General features: G+C 50.4%; 17 protein-coding genes. 13 read left to right on the top strand and 4 right to left on the bottom strand.

Going from position 1 to position 24048, the window contains the following annotated elements:
* Position 1: 1 nt before the first annotated feature.
* The 5 genes from EL633_RS08100 (at position 2) to EL633_RS08080 (ending at position 3732) form a co-directional block, all read left to right on the top strand.
* Complete coding sequence (locus tag EL633_RS08100; RefSeq protein WP_126626701.1) at positions 2 to 532, top strand: hypothetical protein; 531 nt, start codon at positions 2 to 4, stop codon at positions 530 to 532.
* The gene (locus EL633_RS08095) at positions 532 to 1362 is read left to right on the top strand and encodes a segregation and condensation protein A (RefSeq protein ID WP_126626700.1); all 831 of its coding nucleotides are present in this window, start codon (positions 532 to 534) and stop codon (positions 1360 to 1362) included. The genes EL633_RS08100 and EL633_RS08095 overlap by 1 nt, the downstream gene beginning before the upstream one ends.
* A gap of 322 nt (positions 1363 to 1684) precedes the next feature.
* Positions 1685 to 2242 carry a nucleotide exchange factor GrpE gene (locus EL633_RS08090; RefSeq protein WP_126626699.1) on the top strand — a complete coding sequence of 186 codons (558 nt, stop codon included), beginning with the start codon at positions 1685 to 1687 and terminating at the stop codon, positions 2240 to 2242.
* Between the two features lie 63 nt (positions 2243 to 2305).
* On the top strand, positions 2306 to 3340 hold the full coding sequence (locus EL633_RS08085; protein WP_126626698.1) for a DnaJ C-terminal domain-containing protein: 1035 nt from the start codon (positions 2306 to 2308) through the stop codon (positions 3338 to 3340).
* A gap of 26 nt (positions 3341 to 3366) precedes the next feature.
* Entirely contained in the window at positions 3367 to 3732 is a 366-nt protein-coding gene (locus EL633_RS08080; protein WP_126626697.1) for a MerR family transcriptional regulator, read from the top strand.
* Positions 3733 to 3924: 192 nt separating this feature from the next.
* Here EL633_RS08080 and EL633_RS08075 read toward each other — a convergent pair whose 3' ends face one another.
* The 4 genes from EL633_RS08075 to EL633_RS08060 form a co-directional block, all read right to left on the bottom strand.
* Positions 3925 to 5460 carry a glycoside hydrolase family 3 protein gene (locus EL633_RS08075; RefSeq protein WP_126626696.1) on the bottom strand — a complete coding sequence of 512 codons (1536 nt, stop codon included), beginning with the start codon at positions 5458 to 5460 and terminating at the stop codon, positions 3925 to 3927.
* Between the two features lie 163 nt (positions 5461 to 5623).
* Positions 5624 to 8080 carry an alcohol dehydrogenase catalytic domain-containing protein gene (locus tag EL633_RS08070; RefSeq protein WP_126626695.1) on the bottom strand — a complete coding sequence of 819 codons (2457 nt, stop codon included), beginning with the start codon at positions 8078 to 8080 and terminating at the stop codon, positions 5624 to 5626.
* A 157-nt stretch (positions 8081 to 8237) separates the two neighbouring features.
* Entirely contained in the window at positions 8238 to 9488 is a 1251-nt protein-coding gene (locus tag EL633_RS08065) for a sensor histidine kinase (protein WP_126626694.1), read from the bottom strand.
* 47 nt (positions 9489 to 9535) lie between these two features.
* Entirely contained in the window at positions 9536 to 10294 is a 759-nt protein-coding gene (locus EL633_RS08060; RefSeq protein ID WP_126626693.1) for a response regulator transcription factor, read from the bottom strand.
* A gap of 316 nt (positions 10295 to 10610) precedes the next feature.
* On the opposite strand from EL633_RS08060, the gene EL633_RS08055 reads away from it, so the two are divergent.
* The 8 genes from EL633_RS08055 to rpsG all read left to right on the top strand — a co-directional run bounded on the left by EL633_RS08055 (position 10611) and on the right by rpsG (position 24041).
* Entirely contained in the window at positions 10611 to 11051 is a 441-nt protein-coding gene (locus EL633_RS08055) for an RrF2 family transcriptional regulator (RefSeq protein ID WP_126626692.1), read from the top strand.
* 141 nt (positions 11052 to 11192) lie between these two features.
* Positions 11193 to 11579 (top strand): response regulator transcription factor, encoded by a 387-nt coding sequence (locus EL633_RS08050; protein WP_161982029.1) that lies wholly within the window; start codon positions 11193 to 11195, stop codon positions 11577 to 11579.
* Positions 11580 to 11608: 29 nt separating this feature from the next.
* Positions 11609 to 12580, top strand: a complete 972-nt coding sequence (gene cysK / locus EL633_RS08045) for a cysteine synthase A (protein WP_126626690.1) — start codon at positions 11609 to 11611, stop codon at positions 12578 to 12580.
* A gap of 309 nt (positions 12581 to 12889) precedes the next feature.
* On the top strand, positions 12890 to 13723 hold the full coding sequence (locus EL633_RS08040) for a hypothetical protein (protein WP_126626689.1): 834 nt from the start codon (positions 12890 to 12892) through the stop codon (positions 13721 to 13723).
* Positions 13724 to 14500: 777 nt separating this feature from the next.
* Positions 14501 to 17998 carry a DNA-directed RNA polymerase subunit beta gene (gene rpoB / locus EL633_RS08035; protein WP_126626688.1) on the top strand — a complete coding sequence of 1166 codons (3498 nt, stop codon included), beginning with the start codon at positions 14501 to 14503 and terminating at the stop codon, positions 17996 to 17998.
* A 114-nt stretch (positions 17999 to 18112) separates the two neighbouring features.
* Entirely contained in the window at positions 18113 to 22447 is a 4335-nt protein-coding gene (gene rpoC / locus EL633_RS08030; RefSeq protein WP_126626687.1) for a DNA-directed RNA polymerase subunit beta', read from the top strand.
* Positions 22448 to 22541: 94 nt separating this feature from the next.
* Positions 22542 to 22991 (top strand): 30S ribosomal protein S12, encoded by a 450-nt coding sequence (rpsL, locus tag EL633_RS08025; RefSeq protein ID WP_126626686.1) that lies wholly within the window; start codon positions 22542 to 22544, stop codon positions 22989 to 22991.
* 579 nt (positions 22992 to 23570) lie between these two features.
* Positions 23571 to 24041: a 30S ribosomal protein S7 gene (gene rpsG, locus EL633_RS08020; protein ID WP_126549960.1), complete on the top strand. Its 471-nt coding sequence runs from the start codon at positions 23571 to 23573 to the stop codon at positions 24039 to 24041.
* Positions 24042 to 24048 lie beyond the last annotated feature (7 nt).

Raw genomic sequence — 24048 nt, 5'->3', positions numbered from 1 at the left:
TATGAAGTTGGTAAACACCGTCATTTATCGTTTGCGGCAGGTACGGCAGCAACTAGGGTTTGTACCATCCATGACCACTGAAGATTACAGAGAAGTAGAGCGCTGGCTATCCCGGCCTGCGCTCAATCTTTTCCGCACCATGACCCAGGCGGATCAGCAACACAGTCTGCGTGTCTGCCGTGGACTTCAGGAGAGAGGATGCCAGGAACCTGACATGCTGGCGGCCGCATTGCTCCACGATGTTGGCAAAGCCGAGGGGCGTGTCCCGTTCTGGACGCGTCCCGCTATTGTATTGGGCAAGCGTTTTGCCCCCTCACTCTTGCAGCGCACCGTCATTGAGCCCGAGCGCATCGAGCTTGAGCCGCAGCCCCGCTGGCGTCAATCCATCAGTTATGCCTGGTATCATGCTGAAGTTGGAGCCCTGCTCGCCGCCGCCACGGGTCTATCAGAGCGAGCCATCCTCTATATTCGCACCCATCACCAGCCACACGGACCCGCAGCCGAACTCCATCAGGTTGATGAGGTATCCTGATGACGATAGAGCAGCCAGATACAGATCCCACCGCAGAAGAGCAGATGCGTTATATCGTCCATCTGCCCGTCTTTGAAGGACCGCTGGACCTGCTCTTACGCCTGATCGAAAAGCGTCAGATGGAGATCACTACTATCTCCTTACTCGCGGTCACCGATCAATATCTAGCGCAACTCCACCTCTGGGAAGAGCAAAACGCCCTGCCCCTGGCCAACATGGCCGCCTTTGTCTCTATCGCGGCCCGCCTGCTATTTATTAAATCGCAAAGTCTGCTGCCACAGGCCCCACGCGAACAAGAGAATAACGAGCCCGGCAGCGCCGTATCGATGGCCGACGAGCTTCAGAGACATCTATTTGAATACAAACTTGCTAAAGACATCGCCGACACCCTCAGGCAACGTGAAGAGCAAGGCTTGCAAACCTACAGTCGGTCCAGTCTCCTGGCAGGTATCGAAGCGCAACTCGCCTGGACGCCACCGACCCTGGTAGACATGGAAGCCAGCGCCCTATCTCGCACCTTTCAGCGCCTGCTCGAACTCCAAGAAAAAAAGCCTGCTCGGGGGACCGAACTGATGCCCACCGCCCGTGTACGTGTCAGTGAACGCATCGCCAAGATCCGGGCACACCTCACCAACGCCTCATCCATCCTCCTGGAAGAAATCATCGCCAGCGAAACCTCGCGCCTTGTGATCATCGTCACCTTCATCGCCGTCCTCGAACTCTGGAAATGGGAACGCATCAACATCCAACAAGACACCCTCATGGGGCCCATCCTCCTTACCCGTGGTGAACTCTGGTCCCAGGAATGGCAAGAAATGGTCGACGAGTAGCGGCAGGGCTCGTCCCTGCTACCTGTCCACGTATGAAATGTTCCTTAAACATGTGATCGCGATGAGGCAAGTATAGCAAGGAGCGTCTGGATTCTGGCTTGTACCTGGTCGTACGTGGACAGGTAGCAGGGACGAGCCCTGCCGCTACGATGTGTTCTCTCTTCATACTCGTGGTTGCGCTGGCAAAATAATGAATGAAATTGCTTGCTGTCAGAAAACTTGACAGTGGTTGACTCAAGTTTTATACTGTTATGGCAATAAAGCTTGTACATATCCTTATGGTTATAGATAGATAGACATAGTAAGGAGACTTATAAACGTAATGGAAGAGCAGCGTGATAAATCAGCCGAACAGGCTAATACGATAGATCAACAGGGAACAAATGGTGCAGAAAAGAATGTAGATCAGCGTATCGCAGATCTGGAAGCTCAGTTGGCTCAGTCTAAGAAAGAGGCTGTTGAAAACTGGAATAAATATCTTCGCGAGCGCGCGGACTGGGATAATTTCCGTAAGCGTCAGGAGCGCCTGGTCTCGGATCGTGTTCTGTATCAGAAAAAGGCCTTATTCAATAAATTACTGGAAGTTATGGACAATGTTGAGCGTGCGCTGGTGTATGAAGATACTATGGATAAAACACAGATTCAGCATACCTTGCATATGCTCCAATGGCAAATGAACGAAGTCTTACGAGGTGAAGGACTTAACGCAGTCCCCACTGTTGGCGAGGCATTCAATCCCTATATGCATGAGGCAGTTGAAGCAGTTGAGAGCAGTGAGCAACCGGATGGCATGGTGCTGGAAGAGTTGCGCAAAGGCTATACTTTAGGCGAAGAGACACTGCGTCCGGCCCGTGTTAAAGTGAGTGTTGGCAACAAGTAAGACCCAAACGGACGGAGGTACTGATCGTGCCTCGTATGCAATATTCTGTAAGAGGGCTTGGACATGGATTATAAAGATTATTACAAAATATTGGGGGTGGCACGAGGCGCAAGCTCGGACGACATCAAAAAAGCCTTCCGGAAACTGGCTCGTAAGTATCATCCTGACGTTAACCCTGGCGATAAAAAGGCCGAAGAGAAATTTAAAGAGATCAATGAGGCCTATGAGGTGCTCTCAGATGCTGAAAAGCGCAAACGCTATGATACACTGGGACCAAACTGGCAAGAGCAATTTGGGCCTAACCCCGCTGGCCGGCGCACTTACTCCTATGGTGGTGGCGCACGCTCACCCTTTGACTTTGATGCTGGTGGTGCCAGTGGCTTCTCTGATTTCTTCGAGGCTCTCTTTGGCCGTAGCAATGGTAGTGCTGGTGCCCGTACAGCAGGTATGGGTGGTGGTATGCGCGATGACCTGCGTCGGCGCGCCGGAGATAGTATTGAGCAACCCGTAGAAGTAAGTATGCAAGAAGCTTATATGGGTGGTTCACGTACCTTCAATATCCAATCCACTGAGATCTGTGCTACCTGTCGTGGTACAGGTGAAGTCAATAACAAAACCTGTCCCACCTGTTCGGGTCAGGGACAAATACCAAAGAGCAAACGCTTGCAGGTCAAGATTCCCGCTGGCGTTGATAATGGTTCAAAGATTCGTGTAGCCGGAGAAGGTCAGCCAGGTATCGGTGGTGGACCACGTGGAGACCTGTACCTTGTGATTAGCGTCAAGCCAGATCCTACCTTTGAGCGCAGAGGCGATGACCTGCATGTAGATGTAAATGTTGAGCTAGTCAAAGCCATGCTTGGTGGTGAAGTTGCCGTCCCCGCACCCGATGGACGCAAATTCTTACTGACCATCCCGTCTGAGACCCAGAACGATCGACAATTTCGTCTGACCGGTAAAGGCATGCCCCGCCTGCGTGGTGAGGGTAGTGGTAACCTTTATGCCCACGTCAAAGTTGTCTTGCCAATGCAGCTCTCTGACAAAGAAAGAGAACTCTTTGAGCAGTTAGCACGCAGTCGTGGAGTCGAAGCCCATTCATAACGTGGCAGAAGGAGAGTGGAGTAATCATGCTAGACAATGGTGATGGCGCCTGGTACATAATCAGTATTGCCGCCCAACGGGCTGATGTCCACGAACAAACCTTGCGTCATTACGAACGTTTAGGACTCATCTCTCCTGCGCGCAAAGGTGCCAGTCCACATAGTCCAAGATTATATTCTGATTATGATATTGAGCGCGTTATTCAGATACGCGGCCTGATGCGTGACCTGGGTGTTAATCTGGCTGGTGTGGAGGCAATCCTGCATATGAAGGACCGCATGGAGCGCATGCAGGATGAATTGGAGCAGGAGATGGTCAGGATGCGTGAACAGCACGCTTCTGAGACGCGGCGCTTAAAAGATATTATTGAGCGGTTACAGCGAGGATCTTAGCCTTAATTGGATAGGATATTTGTTTGTGGTCTCGCGCCGATGGCGCTCGCCTGAATACTGATGGTGCCCTGGATGGGTGGCCGCGGCCACCCATCCAGGGCACCATCAGTATTACAAGGATGTGTACGTCAGTATAATCACTGGGATTGTTTATCGCACCATCATTACAAGGATGTGCACGTCACCTGTTAATCAGGCTGCCTCTGGTGGAACGGTTGGGATCAGATTGCGTTCCATTTTTAGTGCCAGGACGCGTGTCGCCGCTTCATCCAGTCGGCTTTTTGAGAGGGTCCCATTTTTTACAGCTGTTTTGATGGCGTTAACCATAGCCTGTAGACTTGCGGGACTCCCAGCACCCAGCAGCAGATCATTCCCAGCTTTGAGTGCCATCAAACCAGCTTCAGGCAGACTGAGGTGCCGGCCATTGACCTGGACTCCCAGCATCGATAAAGCATCGGTCACCGCTACCCCATCGTATCCCATCTCCTGGCGCAGTATCTTAGTCATAAAGGTTGGCGAGAGTTCTGCAATATAGGTTGGATCGATGGAAGGTACCAGTTCATCGGTCGACATAATCAGACCGGGTTGTTGCATTTTGTCACGGGCAGTGATGAAGTGCTGGAACGGGACCAGATCAGTGTGATATAGCTGCTCTTTAGACTGCTTGATCGTCACAAAGACCGCATGCGGATCGGTCGATTTTGGCGCGCTACCAAGTCCTGGAAAGTGTTTCATACTGGCAATGACGCCATTTTCCTGCATCGCTTTCGTATAAGCGCCGGCATATGTAATCACATCCTCAGGTGTAGGACCGAATGAGCGTTGATCATAGCCGATATAGCCATCATCCGTTGAGACATCTACGTCCGGGGCAAAGTTGGTATTGATGCCCACCGAAAGCAGATCATGGGCAACTTTCTTGCCCTCACTGGTTGCGACAGACACATTCTTGCTGGCATGGATATCGTATGCTGACAGGCGAGGTGGATATATGTTGGTCAGACGATGCACATTCCAGCCCTCCTCATCCGCGGAGATCAACAAAGGAAAATCGGCTCGCTGCTGCATGTGCTGGACATCTCTTTTGGTCTGGGCCACTGTATTAATCTGGCGTTGATACATGATCACGCCACCGACATGTAAATTATGGATCATTGTATCCAGGGCAGGTGAATAGCCATTCTCCTGAAACTCCACCATCATAATCTGCCCGATCTCCTGTTCCAGAGACATTTTCGAGACCGTAAGATACGCCAGTTGCCGATACTTCATGTGTGCCGAAAGGTGGCGCAGATTATCAACCTGTTGACTGGTCAAAGGCGGCGTGACAAAATTACCAACATTGGTCGCGGTATGATTGGATGGGAGCGCAGGTGTATTTGAGGCTGTACGACCATAGATAAATTGTGATCCAAGCAAACTTCCCCCAATAATCAGTACAGCCAGTAGCACCAGTGGCACTAGCAGACGTATATTTATTGGTCTGCGTGGCGTATGTGGCTTCTTCCCCAGTTCCGGACTTTCAGGCGCTACTGTGGCTTCTGAAGGGTTGGATACTGTAGTCTCACCTGTCTGGTCATCAGCCTGTTGGCTTGTTGGATATAGCGGGATAGAACGTGATACACCCGGAATAGATCGAAATTGATGCTTCGTCGGTGATGCATCAACCAGATTGTTATGTATAGTCTCACCATCTGAGGGTTCAAATGGCGATTCATGGTTACTCATTCTTTACTCCAAATAATTTGCTACTACGTAAGCCCCCCACAGCACCATCGGGCAAAGAAAGAGGCGATAGATCAGGTTTCTGGTCCCTCTGGTATTATATATAACCCACAAGCAGACCATATTTAACGTAATCTATCGCCTTGTGATCATTATCTGATCGCTGTTAGCGACTACCCGCCCTCTTTTTGCGGGTGCGAGACCGTGGCTGTTGAGCACGTGCCGTCTGTGGTTCTGCTATTTGTGGTAATGCATCAGCAGATGAGATAATCTCTGTTCCTTCCTCATCCACTTCCGCAGTTACTGGCTCCGCGTTACTTGGTGTCTCCTCTTCAGGTGCCGTCGAGGATGTCTCCAGAACTTCATCAGCGGGAGGCATAGATATCTCCTGTTCAGATACCAGGTCTTCTTCTTTATGCCCACTCTCATAGCTTACAGCTTGTTCCTGAGGTTCGGCTATGCTGACAGGTTCCTCTTCGGGCTCAGATGTCACATCTGTTTCATCAAAAGAGGCGGGTGGTATCTCTGTTGACGTTGACAGTGGTGTCTCAGCCATAGGATCGGCCGCTGCTTCTTCCGTATGTATAGTATGCGGAAAAGCGGAATCCAGAGAGATAGCCGGGCTCTCAAGGGCTGGTACTTCTCGTTGATCCTGCTCGGTAGCCTCGACATGCTCGTCCTCATTTTGTTGCGCATATGCAAGCTGTTCGGCCTCAACATCAGTGGCAAGTTCAGGATGAGGGACGGACTCCAGATCTTCACCGACAAGTTCAGGATGAGGGACAGACTCCAGATCTTCACCAACAAGTTCAGGATGAGCAGACTCTACTGGCTCCTCGTGCGCCTCCTGGTCAGCTTCATTCGCATGATCAGTAGAAAGAGGAATAGAGCTACGCGAGAAAAGCGTGGTAGCATCTGAATCCAGGTGCAGATCTGTTTCAGTCTGAGGAATCAACTGGGATCGTGAGATACGCTGAGTTTTATCCGCCATATCCTGATCTTCAGCATCTTCCGCGTCATATCCTGGTCCCTGGGCTGGAACGACCTCTTCTTGCTGGAGATTAGGAAGCTCAACATGTTCCTGCATCTGGGACTGAGGTACATAAGAGCGGATATTGCCGGTTACACGGCGACCGATGGCCGGCAGTGCAGTAGCGGTATCATCATCATCATATTCTTCCTGTGTCCGGACTGGCTTCGGTGAGCGGGCCAATTCTTTGGTATGTGGCTGCGCGGACGGAATTTCTTTCTGCCCGGGTGTCAGCGGAACATTGAGTGGATATTCGCCTGAACGTCTGACCTCATCACTTGAGTGCTCCATAAAGTTGATCGTCGATTGGCGACGAATACGAGGAGCTGAAGCCCGCACATTTGGCACGACCGAAGCGGGCAAGAGCGAATAATCAAAGACCACTTTGATGGCTCGGCTCTCAGCCTTGTTCTTTGCCGTCAGTAAAGCATGCTTATAGTTATCCAATGCAAAATGATGGGTAATAAACTGCTCGGGCGTAATACGTCGTTGCTGCATCAGCTCAGAGACAACCCGGAACGTCGAGGTATGCTCATTACTATCTAATGGCCAATACTCCACCCCATGGCTATTACTACCCAGCAGCGAAATCTCCTGATTCCAAAGGGGGGTTAGATCGATGCCTATTGGATGCTGGCTCATGCCAACCAGGACTACCGTCCCTTTAGAGCGTACCCAGCGTAGAGCATGGTGCAGGGTACTTTGATGGAACCAGCTAGTTTTCTGTCCGACCGTATCATAAATGACATCATAGCCACCCTGCAGCACCTGATTGCCAAAGATGCCCTGATAGAGTTTGGCATTGGTCGCCTTCTGAATACCCTCATAAGCGCTATTAGGATAAATGATATGGGCCGCACCCAGGCGTGTTGCCTGTTCCAATTGAAATGGATAGCGTGCCAGCACACTGATCTCACTTTGCGGCACCAGTGCGCGCACAATCTGCTGTGTAATCAGTCCAACTGTGCCTGCCCCAATGATCAAGACGCGTTCACCGGGATGGGGAAGATGGCGCAGAACGGCATGCATGGCAACCGCGGCTGGTTCCAGCATTACCGCCTGTTCATCGCTTAAGCCTGTAGGCACGCGGAACAATTGTTGTTCATGGAGTAACATTTCCTCGCTCCAGCCGCCACCCAATGGTTGAGGGGCCAGGAAAGAGCCATGATCACAAAGATTATAGTTACCCGTCGAGCAGGCATGGCACAGAGATTGGACGCCAGCCGTGATACAATTGGGATGCCATTGCAGAGCAACGCGATCACCTACATGTACCCGTTGCACATCATCGCCCACCTCAATCACTTCGCCAACCACCTCATGGCCGGGATAGAATTCTTTTTGACTGGGAGTTGCCGCTGAGGCCACTCGTTGATCACCGCCGCCCTTGAAAAGCTGGTGTATATCACTGCCACAAATACCGGAAAGGCGATTGCGAACACGCACCCAACTGCTTTCGGGTAGAGATTGACGTGGCAGATTCTGGACTTGTAACGGTGAATAAGACGAAAAATATATATCATGGTAAAAGTGACCAAGTAGCTGCGTTAGCAGAACCTTTTTCTGGTCAAGGTCCATCGTAGAGGTCCACATAGCAATATCTTACCTTTATCCGGGTGGCTATAAGGATTGTCCTACAACCATATTACCCTTATTTTTACTTCAGGCAGTGTATCATGGTAAACCAGCGATGGTCAATCTGTGTAGGAAAGATGCGTAGTTGAGTTTTCAACCTGAATACACAAGCAATTTAGTCTGCACAAGGTAAAAGCACCTTGAATTCAGTATTGCCAGGCTCGCTACATGCGGTAATCGCGCCATTATGAGCGCGCACAATCGCAGAAGCAATGGTCAGGCCAAGTCCGGTCCCAATAACTGGTGTCGCATTAGAAGAAGAGCGATGGCGACCGCGATAAAAGGCCTCAAAAATATGCTCTAAATCCTCATTAGGAATTCCATCGCCATTATCAATCACACTGACCGCCACCTGCCCCTGCTGTTTATCCAACTTTAGTGTAATCTCGCCCTGAGGAGCGGATCGGCCATATTTTAACGCATTATCCAGCAAGATGAAGAGCAACTGCTGCATACGTTCTTTATCTGCCTGTACACCTAGCTTATCATTATAGGCAAGTTGTAAGCGAATTTTGCGCTCATCATTGGCGCGTGTCTTGGTTTGTTCAATGCCCTGTAAAGCCATATCGATCATGTCGACATATTGTAATTTCATGGGATGTGTATCATCCAGGCGAGCCAGGGTCAGGAGATCATTGATCAGCAACGTCATCCGTTCAGATTCATTTTTCATGCGCTTGAGGATGCGTTGTGACGTCTCAGGATCGTCTTTGGCTCCACGGAGCAGCAGTTCGGTGAAACCACGGATAGAAGTCAGTGGTGTACGCAATTGGTGGGATGCATCCGAGAAAAACTGATGGAAGCGATCCTGGGAAGCCAACTGTAGCTCCTCAGATTTCTCAAGGCGAGAAACCATCGCATCCACACTGCCGGATAGACGATCGATCTCATCCTGTGGAGGTAGACGTAGTGGTAAACGTTCGCGCTGGGCCAGATCGCCCATCGCAATTGCCTGTGCCGCATCAGTCACGCGTGCCAGAGGCCGCAACAAAAGCGAAGTCACAAAGTAAGCCAGAGCGGAGCCAACCACCACCAGTACCAGCATCACCAGCATCATATAGGGAGTAGAAACCTGCTGGTTAAGCAAGAGGCCTGCAAAAGCCACCACCAGAATCAACAACAATGCATACGCAAACGTCAGTTGCACACGCAGGCTAAAGAACGGCCGCAGCCAGGATGGGGCATTATCGCGCTGACGATTTCCACCCCCATTTGAGGGGGAAACATCCAATGGCTGTGTCGTCTCTTCATCCTTTGCCGGGCCCATCAAGTACAAATTTCCCGATGACAGAAGCTGATTAGCTTTGATCTGAGAAGATCGATGAGCTAACCAACTTCGCAATCCCATAGCATTGTGGTCTGACATGATGTTGAACTCCGCATGACAACTAACACGAGAGGGTCGAAAACGCTTCACCCCTTTAACACATAGCCTACGCCACGAACCGTCACAATTAAACGAGGCGAACTAGGCGATTCCTCAATTTTTTCGCGCAGGTAGCGTACATAGACCTCAATAATATTTGTCTCACCTAAAAAATCGTAGCCCCAGACGCGATTAAGGATCGTCTGGCGATCCAATACCTGGCGGGGATGACTCATGAAGAGATGCAGCAAATTATACTCAGTCGCCGTCAACTCAATCTGCCGACCGGAGCGCGTCACTTCACGGGTCGCTGTATTCATACGTAGATCGCCAAATTGTAGTACCTGAGCAGCATCTTCTCCACTGTTCTCTCTTTGAGAAGACTTCGAGCGACTTTGACGACGTAAAATAGCCTTAATACGTTCCAGCAGCTCATAAAAATCAAAAGGCTTCGTTAAATAATCATCGGCCCCAGTCTGGAGACCGAGAATACGATCCCCCACCTCATCCTTGGCGGTAAGCATTAACACAGGAACATCACGCGTCGTTGGATTGCTACGGAGCCGTCGGCAGACCTCAAGACCATCAATACCAGGCATCATCACATCAAGGATTACCAGATCCGGATCGATCCTTTGGGCCAGTGCGATCCCCTGCTCACCATCTGATGCTACCTCAACCTGAAAGCCCTCATAGCGTAGACCGAGCCGAATAAGCTCAATAATGTTATCCTCATCGTCAACGACAAGCACCTTTAACTGTTGCTGATTATCCTGGTTTGTTTGCCAGGTAGTGCCTTGTTGCATAGTTTTTCTCTCCCAGTAGTCCACCAATAAACACAAGCAGGCATCAGAATAGAGAAAAGATCGCGCTGGTGTTTCTAAGCTTCATTATAGATACCTCTGTCTGCACCTGCAAGTCTAATGCTTCTGTTTACTCTCATTCTCAGCATAATTTAATCAATTTGGATTACTGCTTAGCATTTATTAATCCATACAAAGTTTACCAGTTTAGTCAACTTTAAGGTTAAAACCATTGACATGCATTCTCTACTGATATATCCTAACACTAGATAAACAGCTATCTAAACTCAGTCACTTTGCCCAATTGAAAGGCCCCAAGATGAAGTTAACAATGAAGGGAGACTATGGCCTGCGAGCAATGCTCGACATGGCAGCCTATTACGGGCAAGGGCCGATTGAAAGCGCGGATATTGCGGGCCGGCAGCATATTCCAGAGCAATATCTCGATCAGATCCTCATGGTGTTACGTAAAGAAGGATTGGTGAAAAGCGTTCGTGGTCCAAAAGGTGGGCACATGCTCGCAAAAGCGCCAAGTCAAGTTACGATGGCACAAGTGATGCAGGCCCTTGAAGGATACGTTCCGCCCATGGAATGTTTGCCCAATCCCGATTTTTGCAAGCTTTCTCCCGGCTGTGCTTTACGTGATGTTTGGCAACAAATAGACACAGTCACCCAGCAAATCTTAAATGCAACCACAATTGAAGAATTAGCCCAAAAGCATCGCACAGGTAATACAGAAGAGACAATGTACTATATATAGTAGGTAGTGTTTCTTCTTGTGCTCAAGTGATCAGAAAAAAGAGCAGGAAACTGACACGTCTTGCGTGTCAGTTTTGTACTCAAGCTTTCCCCTCGCAACGGTGAAAGCATAAGGATGTGTGAAAAGGGGGGATGGTTGCACGTGGCTGAAGCAGCAGAGAAGCGCAAATTAATCGCTATTGTTGAGGATGATCCACGGTTGACAGAAATGTTCTGTGATGTGCTACATCTGTCTGGTCCATGGCGTCTACATATTTTTGCCGATGGCCAGTCCGCCAAAGATCAACTCCCCCAGATCGGAGCCAACCTGGTGCTCATGGATGTGGGATTACCCAATTTAGATGGTGGTTCTCTCTACAAATATTTGCGTGGGCATAGTAGCACAAAGAACACACCAATCGTTGTGATTACCGGGAGTCATGACTGGGAACTGCACCGGATGGGATTACAGGCCAGTATTCTTCTGCGCAAACCATTTAACGTACAAGAATTAGTCAGTATTGTCCGTGCATTATTACCCGAGGAGTAACTTTACAGAAAGAAGGCAAGCAAAGCTTTATGGTGCATTGGACGAAAAATGCGTCTGAACTAGTCGGTCGTACTCCCCTTATTGAATTACGACGTTTTGCTGCCGAGGAAGAGACTCCCGGTGCACAGCCTGGCGCAGTAGCTAAAGTGTTAGCCAAACTGGAAATGTTTAGTCCCGGAGGTAGTTCCAAAGATCGAGTGGCACTACAAATGATCCTTGAGGCGGAGATGCAAGGCCTCCTCCGACCTGGCAGCACCATTATAGAGCCGACCAGTGGAAATATGGGTATCTCCCTCGCCGCCATTGCCGCCGCCCGTGGCTATCACTGTATTCTGACCATGCCGGACACCATAAGTCTGGAACGCCGACTCCTCCTGCAACGTTTCGGGGCAGAAATAATCCTGACGCCAGCCGCGCAAGGGATGCGTGGAGCGATCAATAAAATTATCGAGTTGCGCACCACATTGCCCAACACCTGGTATCCGCAGCAATTCTACAATCAGGCCAATCCCCGCGCGCATCGTGATGGAACCGCAGTCGAGATCTGGGAGCAGACGGCCGGGACCGTAGATATGATCGTAATTGGAGTGGGAACAGGGGGAACCTTAACAGGTTTGGCTGAAGGTTTACGCGCGCACAAACCTGGACTTGAAGTCATCGCTGTCGAACCAGCTACCTGTGCCGTCCTCTCCGGTGGCCGTCCTGGTCCACATCGTATTGAAGGGCTGGGCTCAGGTTTTATTCCAGATACCTTACGTGTTGATCTGATTGATCGTGTCATCCCCGTCACCGACCATAACGCCGTCGAAACAGCGATCCAGGTGATGAAAGAAGAAGGACTCTCCATTGGCATCAGTAGCGGAGCAGTTGCCTGGGCAGCCATGCAGGAAGCACATAAAGAGCAGAATCGTGGCAAAGTGATCGTCACCGTTTTCCCCAGTGCGGCCGAGCGTTACCTGCAAACCATCTTATTTGACGACCTGCGCGCCAATTCACGTTAAATGCTGTAGAAATGACGAATATCCTCCCCATGCATTCCCCACTCACTTTTTGGACATGGTTTGACACAGTCTGATATAAAGATGTAAGAAACCAGGCGCCTGTTTATTCGTAATAATAAGATAGCAGGTGGATTACAAGGAAATCACCTGTGGGAAAACGATTCACGACAACGAAATCTGATGAATATTTGTAACCGTTGGTATAGGCTGAATCGTTACAGCATAGGATAGTAAAAACCGCGAGAAGAGGATTGTCCATTTGAGTAATATATATGGCAAATGTCATCGCTGTAATTTAGGGGTAGAGTAATGATTCAACCGGTAAAAGATACGTATCGTTTTGATTTGGCGCATTCGCAATACCTACGCATCCGCAGGCTGGGTTGGTTATTTTTTCTCGGACTCATCTTATGCGCAGTCATTGGTGTAATCAGTGGTGCTGGATTGTGGACTACCTATGTACACAACTTCACATTATATCTAAAATGGCAGGACGCACTGGTGGCGCTCTCCTGGTTTATCGCCTTTATCTCGCTCCTGGGAAGTGTCCTGGTGATTCGGTTTCTGCATGCGCTGCACGAAGGACATACCGCTGGCATGGTGACATTTGAAGACAACAACACCGTCACTGTACGTGACCTTTCAGCGGAAAACATGAAAAGCATCTTTTGGATCATGAACAGTGCCTTCTGGTGTTTCTTAACCGCCCTGGTTGGTCTGGTACCAGCTATCCTGCTCGCGTGGACAACACGTATCCCCATACCATTCTTAATGGTCATCACCACCGGACTTGCCGGACTCCTGAGCCTGGCCGGCATCGTTGTCAGTATTCTCGCCCTGGTCTGTATCCTGGTTGGCTGCCTGGGTGGCATCTCCTTTTGCCGTAAGTTAGGTTCATCCCACACCTATCAATTGAACGGGCAAGCCACTATCCGCATAGATAACTTCGTACTCACCATCAGCTATCCTGGCAATCCAGAATCCCTGGTTGATCTTAATCTGCTTTCAAGCGAAGACCAACGCCAATTGCTGGCCCTGCTCCACAAGCGCTGGGTCGATGCCGAACAGGTCTGGAATCCTACTCTCGGTGAAGAAATCGCCCAGGCTCTTGAAGCATCCGAGCGCCTGATGCAAGTCGCCTGAGCCAGAATTTCCAATGAAAAAAGAGATGGAATAAATTTCCATCTGCCAACGTTTACACAGTTGACTCAAAAAATCGTTAAGAAGCCAACAATTATGTATCGCTGATGGTGTGGGCGATCTGTCCACACCATCAGCGATACATAAAAGCGAGCGCCGCAGACGCGAGGCGTAAGCCCCAAAAATACGTCTTCAAAAACAAAGTTGTCAAAACTCTTGACAACTTTAGTTCGGCGACGTATAATTATCACTTGCCAGTGTATGTATACTAGTAACAGTAGTGTTATAGCTGATTCATAACACAGGTAACAACAGAACCAAGAGACGAGACACATTACGAAACGACACATCACTCCCCAAAAAACATGAGGATACTATAATAAGCCACATGAAATTGCACCTTCGGCCCACATTCATGAGCCCGGCTCTGAATGTAGTAGAAAATCGGGTAGAGGGTACGATGTGGTATTTTTTGCTGTTTCGCAATATTTGCCAGTGCCTGTGATCTTGGCAGCTTGCTTTGTTTATCTCCACTGGAGGGGATAGTTGTGTGGATGATTGACAACAATTTGCAGACTATCTATATGTATAGAGAAGTAGGAGTAACCGCTTATCGTAAATGCAAGCGGTTACTTTTCTTGTCATAAACCGTTTCACAACACAGGCATTATCATAAAGCATTTATCTGTTTTTTTCCGTTTTCCGTTGCACTGAGAGGTGCGAATTTTCGTGTCTCTCAATTTCCTCTATGGGCGACTAGGTGAGAGGAGAATACCAAGTATGGCAGTAAGCACAAGGGCCGTTGCGCTTCCCGAGCGCGTATCCTTTGCACGTATCCCAGACATACGGCCTATGCCTGGCCTGATTCAGATTCAACTTGACTCCTTTGAATGGTTTAAGAACGAGGGTTTGCGCGAGCTTTTCGAAGAAATTTCTCCGATTGAAGACTTCACCGGCAAAAACCTGAGTTTAGAGTTTATTGTACCACCTGAACCATTCGGCAAGCCAAAATATTCAGAGGATGAATGTCGTGATCGTGACGCCACGTTCTCGGCCCCGCTGAATGTTAAGGCTCGCTTGATAAATAAAGAGACCGGTGAAATCATCGAAAAAGATGTTTTCATGGGTGATTTTCCATTGATGACCACAGATGGTACCTTCATCATCAATGGCGCTGAGCGTGTAGTCGTCAGCCAGTTAGTGCGTTCACCTGGTGTCTACTTTACCGTAGACGAAGATGCCACAACCGGTAAGAAACTCTACGCAGCCAAGCTTATTCCCGGTCGTGGAGCCTGGTTAGAATTTGAGACCAGCAACAAAAATCTGCTGACCGTGAAAATCGACCGTAAGCGTAAAATTCCAGTGACCACCCTGTTGCGAGCTATCTCTAGCCTGGCAAAAGAGCAGTGGCATGCTGAAGATCTAGACCTTTCAACCGATCAGGGAATTCTAGACGCCTTTGCCGGTGTCGATAACGATCCAGTTATTCGCTACATTCAGGCGACATTGGACCGTGATCCGGTGAAGAAAGAGGACGAAGCCCTGCTCGAACTCTATAAAAAGTTGCGACCTGGCGATCCCGCCACCCTGGATAACGCACGTTCATTAGTAAAGAATCTCTTCTTTAATCCACGTCGTTATGATCTGGGTAGTGTTGGTCGTTACAAACTCAACCGCAAGTTAGACCTGGCGATCCCCCAGAGTCAGCGTATCATTACGCAAGACGATCTGGTCAACATTATCCGCCGACTGGTGTCCTTGAATAATGGACGTGGTCGTAAAGATGATATCGACCATCTGGGTAACCGCCGTGTACGTTGTGTTGGTGAGTTGATTCAGACCCAGTTCCGCGTCGGCTTGTTGCGTATGGAGCGCGTCGTTAAAGAGCGCATGAGTATTCAAGAGCCTGGTCAGGCCACCCCGAATGCCCTCATCAATATCCGTCCAGTTGTGGCGGCGATGAAAGAATTCTTTGGTGGTAGCCAGTTATCCCAGTTCATGGACCAGACAAACGCCCTGGCCGAAATCGGTCACAAGCGTCGTCTCTCCGCCCTGGGTCCTGGTGGTCTCTCCCGTGACCGAGCTGGATTTGATGTTCGTGACGTCCACGAGTCCCACTACGGACGTATCTGTCCAATTGAGACTCCTGAAGGTCCAAACATTGGTCTGATCGGTAACCTGGCGACCTACGCGCAGATTAATCCATATGGTTTCATCGAGACGCCTTACCGTAAGGTTTACAAGCGTCTGAAAGCCAATGATCCCAATCTGATTGGACGTGAGTTCCGCGGCGTCTTTGGTCATGAGCGTGATGCCGTTACCGCTAAAGATGGCAGCGTATTAATCCCGGCCCGTGAGCATCTCCGTGTGGATGAGAAATTATTCCATAAGTTGAGCGAAGCCCTGGGTGATGCACAGGTGCGGGTAAAGCCCTTCGTCACCGATGTGGTGGACTATCATACCGCTGATGATGAAGAGAACTTCTGGATTGCGCAGGCGAACGCGATCCTGAGTGATATTAACGAATTTGATGAAGAGCGTGTTCTGGCTCGTTACCAGGGTGAGTTCTTCATGGAAAATTCTGACAACATTGACTACATGGATGTTTCGCCACGCCAAACGGTGTCAGTGGCAACTGCCCTGATCCCCTTCCTGGAGCATGATGACGTTAACCGAGCTCTGATGGGTGCAAACATGCAACGTCAGGCCGTGCCATTGTTGCGACCGCAGTCACCAATCTGCGGAACCGGCATCGAGCGCCAGATCGCGATTGACTCCGGTCAGGTCGTAGTGAGCCGTGCTACTGGTGAAGTGATTTCATCAACTGCCCGCCGCATCGATGTGATGGACGAGCAGGGAGAGATCCACAACCATCGTTTACGTAAGTTTGTACGTTCAAACGCTGGTACCTGTCTCAACCAGCGCCCGATTGTGAAAAAAGGCGATTTTGTCAATGCCGGACAGGTTCTGGCCGACAATACCTCAACCCAGGATGGAGAGCTGGCATTAGGACAGAACATTCTGGTGGCCTTTATGAGCTGGGAAGGTGGTAACTTCGAGGACGCCATCCTGATCAGTGAGCGTATCGTCCACGAAGATCTGTTTACCTCAATTCACATTGAGAAATATGAGATCGACGCCCGTGATACCAAACTGGGACCCGAAGAGATTACGCGTGATATTCCAAACGTTGGTGAAGAAGGCCTGCGTAACCTGGATGAGCGTGGCATCATCTATGTCGGTGCTGAGGTTGGACCACAGGATATCCTGGTCGGTAAAATCACGCCAAAGGGCGAGACCGAGCTGACCGCGGAAGAGAAACTGCTGCGTGCTATCTTTGGTGAAAAAGCTCGTGAAGTGAAAGATACTTCACTGCGTGTTCCCCATGGTGAGCGCGGTAAGATCGTCGAAGTCAAAGTCTTCTCACGTGAAGCCGGTGATGAACTACCTCCAGGTGTGAACCAGTTAGTGCGTGTCAGCATTGCGCAGAAACGTAAAATTGGTGCTGGCGACAAAATGGCTGGACGCCATGGTAATAAAGGTGTTATCTCCCGCGTACTGCCGATCGAGGACATGCCGTTCTTGCCGGATGGTACACCGGTAGACATCATTCTGAACCCATTGGGCGTACCTCACCGTATGAACATCGGTCAGATTATGGAGACCCACCTTGGCTGGGCAGCCGAAGCACTAGGCTTTAAAATTGCTACCCCCGTTTTTGACGGAGCCACCGAGGACGACATCGAAGAGTTCCTGCGTCGGGCAGGTTTACCTGAGACTGGTAAAGTGCAATTGTACGATGGACGAACTGGCGAGCCATTCGACCATCCCATCACGGTTGGTTACAACTACATGTTGAAACTGGCCCACCTGGTAGAAGACAAAGTACACGCCCGTTCAACCGGTCCATACAGCTTGATTACACAGCAGCCGCTGGGTGGTAAAGCGCAATTTGGTGGACAGCGTTTCGGAGAAATGGAAGTCTGGGCTCTCGAAGCCTATGGCGCAGCCCATATCCTCCAGGAAATTCTGACCGTCAAATCGGACGACGTTGTTGGTCGTGTTAAAACATACGAAGCCATTGTAAAGGGCGAAAACATCATGGAACCCGGCGTTCCAGAATCCTTCAAAGTGCTCGTAAAAGAATTACAAAGCCTGGGCATTAATGTAGAGGTCCTGAACGAAGACGAACAAAAAATTCAATTCGTTGAAGACACCTCTAACGATGTGATGCCGGAACTGGGTATTAACTTATCCGGTTTCGAGGGAGACCAATAGCATAGGGGCAATCAACAAAGCTTTTTGTTGAAAGCAAAAGAATTTGTATGCAGAAAAAATACGGAGCGGCAGGCAATATTGTCTGTCGCTAGCCCCTATCCCAGGAGAGGTAGCATGCTCGAAGTAAATGATTTTAACGCTATCCGTATCAGCCTCGCCAGCCCAGAGCAGATTCGCGGCTGGAGTTATGGTGAGGTCACGAAACCGGAGACAATTAACTACCGTACCCTAAAGCCAGAAAAAGATGGTCTATTCTGTGAGCGCATTTTCGGACCAACCAAGGACTGGGAGTGTTACTGCGGTAAATATAAAAGGGTTCGTTTTAAAGGCATCGTCTGTGATAAGTGCGGTGTTGAAGTTGCCCGTTCGAAAGTGCGTCGTGAGCGCATGGGCCATATCGAACTGGCGTCACCTGTAAGCCATATCTGGTACTTCAAAGGTACCCCCAGTCGTATCGGCCTGTTGCTGGATCTCTCGCCACGTAACCTTGAGAGGGTTCTCTACTTTGCTCTCTATGTGGTTACCAATGTGGATGAAGAGGCTCGCCAGCGCGAGTTGATGCGCCTGGACGAAGAGATGGTCGGGCTGGAACAGAATCTTGATGAGAAAGTTGTTGAGCGTGTCAATGACCTGCGTAGTCAGCGTGATGCTGCCTTGCACGATAATGATGAGCGCTTCTCTCTAACCGACCGTCAGGAAGTTGAGCAGCGCCGTGAGAGTGATCTGGAAGAGGCGCGCCGTGCCGAGAGTGAGACCTTAACGCTCTTGCGTGGATCGATGGGTAAAACGGTTGAAGATGATATCTTCTTCTCACCTACCGATCAGATCATCGTTAAGGCAGGCGATACCGTCAACTCCAAGCACCTGGATGTTTTGGAGCGCGTCGCTGAAACTGCACGTAACACGATTGCTGAGCAGGCCCGTCGTGAACTCGAGGGAGCCCAATCAGAAGGCAAACGTGAAGCCGATCGTCTCGCCTTTGATTTCCAGGGCCAGATCGATTCTGTGCAGACGCAACTTGAGCGTGAGCGCAACGAGGCTCGCCAACGTATTGAGCAGCAACGCCGTGACCTGGAAGGCCTCAAGAAGATGGACCTGTTACAGGAGAATCGCTATCGTGAGTTAAAAGATAACTTCAGCGATGTCTTCCGCGCAGGGATGGGTGCCGAGGCCGTGCGTGAGCTCATCTCGGGCATCGAGCTGGAAAAGCTTTCCAATGACCTGCGTCACGAAATCGGTAATACCGTTGGTCAACGTCGCAAAAAGGCCACCAAGCGCCTGAAAGTGATCGAGGCATTCCGTAAGTCCAACACATCGCCAGAGTGGATGATCATGACCGTTCTGCCAGTGTTGCCTCCGGATTTGCGTCCAATGGTACAGTTGGATGGTGGCCGTTTCGCAACCTCCGACCTGAACGATTTATATCGCCGTGTGATCAACCGTAATAATCGTCTCAAACGTTTGCTTGAGTTGGGCGCGCCAGAGATCATTATTCGCAATGAAAAGCGTATGTTGCAGGAAGCCTGTGATGCGCTGATCGACAACGGTCGCCGTGGACGTGCTGTGGCTGGCTCTGGTAACCACAAGTTGAAGAGCCTTTCAGACATGCTCAAAGGTAAACAGGGACGTTTCCGTCAGAACCTGCTCGGTAAACGTGTAGACTACTCTGGCCGTTCAGTTATTGTGGTTGGACCTGACCTGAAGTTACATCAGTGTGGTCTGCCTAAGCGTATGGCTCTGGAACTCTTCAAGCCATTCGTGATGCGTAAACTGGTTGAGCAGAACTTTGCCCACAACATTAAGAGTGCCAAACGCTTTGTTGAGCGTGTCAAGCCGGAAGTCTGGGATGTATTGGAAGAAGTCATTAAAGACCATCCAGTGCTCCTGAACCGCGCCCCAACGCTGCACAGACTTGGTATTCAGGCCTTTGAAGCTGTATTGGTTGAAGGTAGTGCTATTCAGCTGCACCCACTCGTCTGTTCGGCCTTTAACGCCGACTTCGATGGTGACCAGATGGCCGTGCACGTGCCTTTGTCCGAAAAGGCTCAGGACGAAGCCCGTCAGTTCATGATGTCAACCCGTAACCTGCTCTCACCAGCGCATGGTGAACCATCGATCGGCGCCAGCCAGGATATGGTGTTGGGTTGTTTCTATCTGACACAGGAGCGTCCAAACAAAAAAGGCGAAGGCCGTGTCTTCACCGACGCCGGCGAAGCACTCCTGGCCTATCAGCATGGAGTTGTTGATCTCCAGGCACCGATCAAAGTCCGCATAGGTGAGATCGATGTCTATGATCAGCCGCCCCCTGAAAAGGCCACCCTGCATTCGATGAACAAGCCTGTGACCACAACCGTTGGCCGCCTCATTTTCAATGAGGCACTGCCAGAACGCTTGCGTTTCAAGAACTACGTCATGAAGAAGGAAAACTTGAAACAGGTCATCGGTGAATGCTTCAAAGAATACGGACGTTCAAAAACCACAGACCTGGCTGACGAGATCAAACGCCTTGGTTTCTACTATGCGACCAAAGCTGGTGCAACCTTTGCTATCAGTGACGTTAAAGTACCAACCGGCAAAACCGAAGAGTTAGCCAAAGCCGATGCCAAGATCGCCGAGCTGGAAGAGCAGTTCCATGATGGTCTCATCACCGAGAACGAAAAATACCAGCAGACGATTTCAACCTGGAACGAAGCTACTGACAACGTCCAGAAAATGGTACGTTCAGTACTCGATCCATTTGGCTCCATTTATACCATTGCAGAATCTGGTGCAACGAAAGCGAAGTTCCAGCAGATTCGACAGCTTTCAGGTATGCGTGGACTGATGGCCAGTCCTTCTGGACGTATCATGGACATTCCTGTACGTGGTAACTTCCGTGAAGGCCTGAGCGTGTTGGAGTACTTCATCAGTACCCACGGAGCCCGAAAAGGTCTGGCCGATACCGCCTTGCGTACAGCGGAATCTGGCTACCTGACCCGCCGTCTGATCGACGTCGCGCAGGACGTTATCGTCACCGAAGAAGATTGTGGCACAACCGAAGGTATCCTGATCACAGAATACGATTCAAAAGACATGGCTCTGGAGAACTCCCGTGGCCGTCTGTTGGGACGTGTGCTGGCTGAAGAGATACCGGAGCTCCCACATCTGGAGCCTGGCGAAGAACTGACCGATGAAGATGTCAACGAAATCATAGCAGCCGGCATCAAAGCCGTACGTGTACGTTCGGCCCTGAACTGTCTGGCGCGACGCGGCATCTGCCGTAAGTGCTATGGCCGTGACCTCGCTGCTAACGCCCTGGCGCGTATTGGAGCCGCCGTTGGTATTGTGGCTGCCCAGTCCATTGGTGAGCCAGGAACGCAGCTCACCATGCGTACCTTCCACACTGGAGGTATCGCAGGAGCGCAGGGTGACATCACCCAGGGTCTGCCACGTGTTGAAGAACTCTTCGAAGCACGTGTACCAAAAGATAAGGCAGATATCAGCGAGATCGATGGTATTGTTGAAATTGTCAAAGACGAGTCGACCAACGCACGAACCGTCCGCATTGTTTCAACCAACATCTTCTTCGATGAGTATCCATTGCCAAAGGATGTAGAGGCCAAAATCGTTGTCAATGAGCACGACCGTGTTCAGAAAGATCAAATCATCGCCCTCGTTGCTGGTGAAAAAGGCAGCGAGCCAACGCCAATCATGGCACGAACCGATGGTGAAGTCATCTTAAACGAAGACGGCATCTCAATCCGTTTTGAGGAGCGAGAAGAGCGCAGTTATCCTGTGGCTGCCTCGCGTAGCATCGTCGTCACAGACGGTCAGAAGATTCAAGCGGGTACTCCAATGACTTCTGGTCAGAGAGACCCACAGGATGTCTTACGCATCCAGGGACGAGAAGCGGTCCAGCTGTACTTGACCAAAGAAGTCCAGCGCGTCTATCGTAATACTGGTGTGTACATCCATGACAAGCACATCGAGGTCATCGTACGACAAATGTTGCGTCGTATTAAAGTCGATGAGCCCGGTGACACCAATATGCTGCCAAATGATCTGGTGGATCGCTTCTTGTATGCGGATACCAATGCACGTGTTCTGGCTGAAGGTGGTGAGCCCGCCAAAGCCTCAACAGTTCTGCTTGGTGTCACCAAAGCATCCTTGAATACTGACAGCTGGTTGGCGGCCGCCTCCTTCCAGGAGACGACCCGTGTACTGACAGAGGCCGCGATTGAAGCTCAGACAGACCACCTGGTTGGTTTGAAAGAGAACGTCATCATTGGTAAGCTCATCCCAGCCGGTTCGGGCATTGCCCAGCGCCGTCGGGACCAGATAGCGCGCCAACAGGCTTCAGCAGCAGCACGTGTAGCAGCGGCACCAGTCGTTGCAGGTGCCATTGCCGGTACTCCGGTCGGGGCAAGTGCCCCACTTGGGCTGACACTTGACACCGAGGACAATGAGTGATAGTATATGCAATCGCATATGTGTGATAGAAATAACGCGGATAGTAGCCCTATCCGCGTGAACTTAGAACAACGAGGACAGGGAGGATTGTTCCTTGCCGACAATTAATCAATTGGTCCGAAAGGGCCGCTCGAACAAACAGAAAAAGGTGAAGGCCCCCGCGTTGCTGTATTCGTACAACGCGCTGAAGAACAGGACCTCCCGCCTGCGTGGGTCGCCCCAGAAGCGTGGCGTCTGCACCCAGGTACGTACGATGACGCCTAAGAAGCCGAATTCAGCAATGCGTAAAATTGCCCGTGTTCGTCTTTCAAACCAGATGGAAGTTACCGCATACATTCCTGGTGAAGGGCATAATTTACAGGAGCACTCGGTTGTGCTCATTCGTGGCGGTCGTGTAAAAGATCTGCCAAGTGTTCGCTACCACATTGTACGCGGCACATTGGACAGCGAGGGCGTTTCAAAGCGCCGTCGTGGTCGCTCAAAGTATGGAGCCAAGCGTCCGAAACCCGGACAGGCAGCCGCTCCAACAAAGGGCAAAAGGTAGAGCGCAGTAAGTAATTGCGGAGGATGGTGAGGAACAACCGTATATCGTCCGTCCGCCAAGACCCGGAAGCATGGTCAGAACAAAACAATGTTTCGTCGCCAGAGCAACGGGATGAGGATACTGCACTAAGTCGATAAATCACACGTTATCGTAGACGGGTATGCAGCCAGATACACGGTATGCTACCCGTCACTATTGCGATAATAGTCGGGTGTTCTCCTGGTTCAGTCAATTCGATCCGCTGACGAGAATAACGACAGACGGATTGAGTAGATAGTAACTATATCTAAGATGTGGAAAGGCACCCGCGTGTAGGCGTTCGAAAAAGGTCTGGGCGTCAAGCCTGCGATCGAATCGACGCCTTTTCTGGTGTCCGCTAGGTACCTCACACGGGGGGATGGGCGCTTGTAACACATCAGCCGGTTACTGTTTGATCAAGCATGTTTGATGTGAAGAAGACTTCCACCAGAACCTAAGGGAAACGCGAAAACCAGAGATCATAACAGGTCCAGCCCCTGCGGTGGGGGTACGATTGACGAGAAACAAGCAGATCCGAATGAGACACTGAGGAGGCAGAACATGCCAAGACGTAAGAGAGTGGTGCGAAGACCGGATGTACCAGATGCCAAGTACAAGAGCCGAAATGTAGCCCGCTTCGTAAACAAAATGATGATCGATGGCAAGCGCAGTCTTGCTGAGCGCATTATCTATGATGCGTTCGAGTCTATTGAAGCCAAGCAGAAACGTCCTCCTATCGAGGTGTTTGAGCAGGCTTTGAGAAATGCCACACCCAGCATTGAGGTAAAGCCTCGCCGTGTTGGTGGCTCGACCTATCAGGTACCGGTTGATGTACGGAAAGATCGCGGCAACGCGCTGGCAATGCGCTGGCTCATCAAATCTTCCCGGTCACGCAACGGTCGTTCGATGGCAGAGAAGCTGGCTAGCGAGTTAATGGATGCAGCAGCGGGTCAGGGTGCAACCATTAAAAAACGTGAGGAGACCCACAAGATGGCGGAGTCCAACAAAGCCTTCGCTCATTATCGCTGGTAAAAACACA

It is taken from the genome of Dictyobacter alpinus (assembly GCF_003967575.1).
Lineage (GTDB): Bacteria > Chloroflexota > Ktedonobacteria > Ktedonobacterales > Ktedonobacteraceae > Dictyobacter > Dictyobacter alpinus.
The sequence above is the reverse complement of the archived record's forward strand: the minus strand, read 5'-3'. Positions and strand labels throughout refer to the sequence as shown.

Coding starts and splice junctions, on each gene's coding strand:
- EL633_RS08100 (WP_126626701.1), top strand. CDS start 2: ATGAAGTTGGTAAACACCGTCATTTATCGTTTGCGGCAGGTACGGCAG.
- EL633_RS08095 (WP_126626700.1), top strand. CDS start 532: ATGACGATAGAGCAGCCAGATACAGATCCCACCGCAGAAGAGCAGATG.
- EL633_RS08090 (WP_126626699.1), top strand. CDS start 1,685: ATGGAAGAGCAGCGTGATAAATCAGCCGAACAGGCTAATACGATAGAT.
- EL633_RS08085 (WP_126626698.1), top strand. CDS start 2,306: ATGGATTATAAAGATTATTACAAAATATTGGGGGTGGCACGAGGCGCA.
- EL633_RS08080 (WP_126626697.1), top strand. CDS start 3,367: ATGCTAGACAATGGTGATGGCGCCTGGTACATAATCAGTATTGCCGCC.
- EL633_RS08075 (WP_126626696.1), bottom strand. CDS start 5,460: ATGAGTAACCATGAATCGCCATTTGAACCCTCAGATGGTGAGACTATA.
- EL633_RS08070 (WP_126626695.1), bottom strand. CDS start 8,080: ATGTGGACCTCTACGATGGACCTTGACCAGAAAAAGGTTCTGCTAACG.
- EL633_RS08065 (WP_126626694.1), bottom strand. CDS start 9,488: ATGTCAGACCACAATGCTATGGGATTGCGAAGTTGGTTAGCTCATCGA.
- EL633_RS08060 (WP_126626693.1), bottom strand. CDS start 10,294: ATGCAACAAGGCACTACCTGGCAAACAAACCAGGATAATCAGCAACAG.
- EL633_RS08055 (WP_126626692.1), top strand. CDS start 10,611: ATGAAGTTAACAATGAAGGGAGACTATGGCCTGCGAGCAATGCTCGAC.
- cysK (WP_126626690.1), top strand. CDS start 11,609: ATGGTGCATTGGACGAAAAATGCGTCTGAACTAGTCGGTCGTACTCCC.
- EL633_RS08040 (WP_126626689.1), top strand. CDS start 12,890: ATGATTCAACCGGTAAAAGATACGTATCGTTTTGATTTGGCGCATTCG.
- rpoB (WP_126626688.1), top strand. CDS start 14,501: ATGGCAGTAAGCACAAGGGCCGTTGCGCTTCCCGAGCGCGTATCCTTT.
- rpoC (WP_126626687.1), top strand. CDS start 18,113: ATGCTCGAAGTAAATGATTTTAACGCTATCCGTATCAGCCTCGCCAGC.
- rpsG (WP_126549960.1), top strand. CDS start 23,571: ATGCCAAGACGTAAGAGAGTGGTGCGAAGACCGGATGTACCAGATGCC.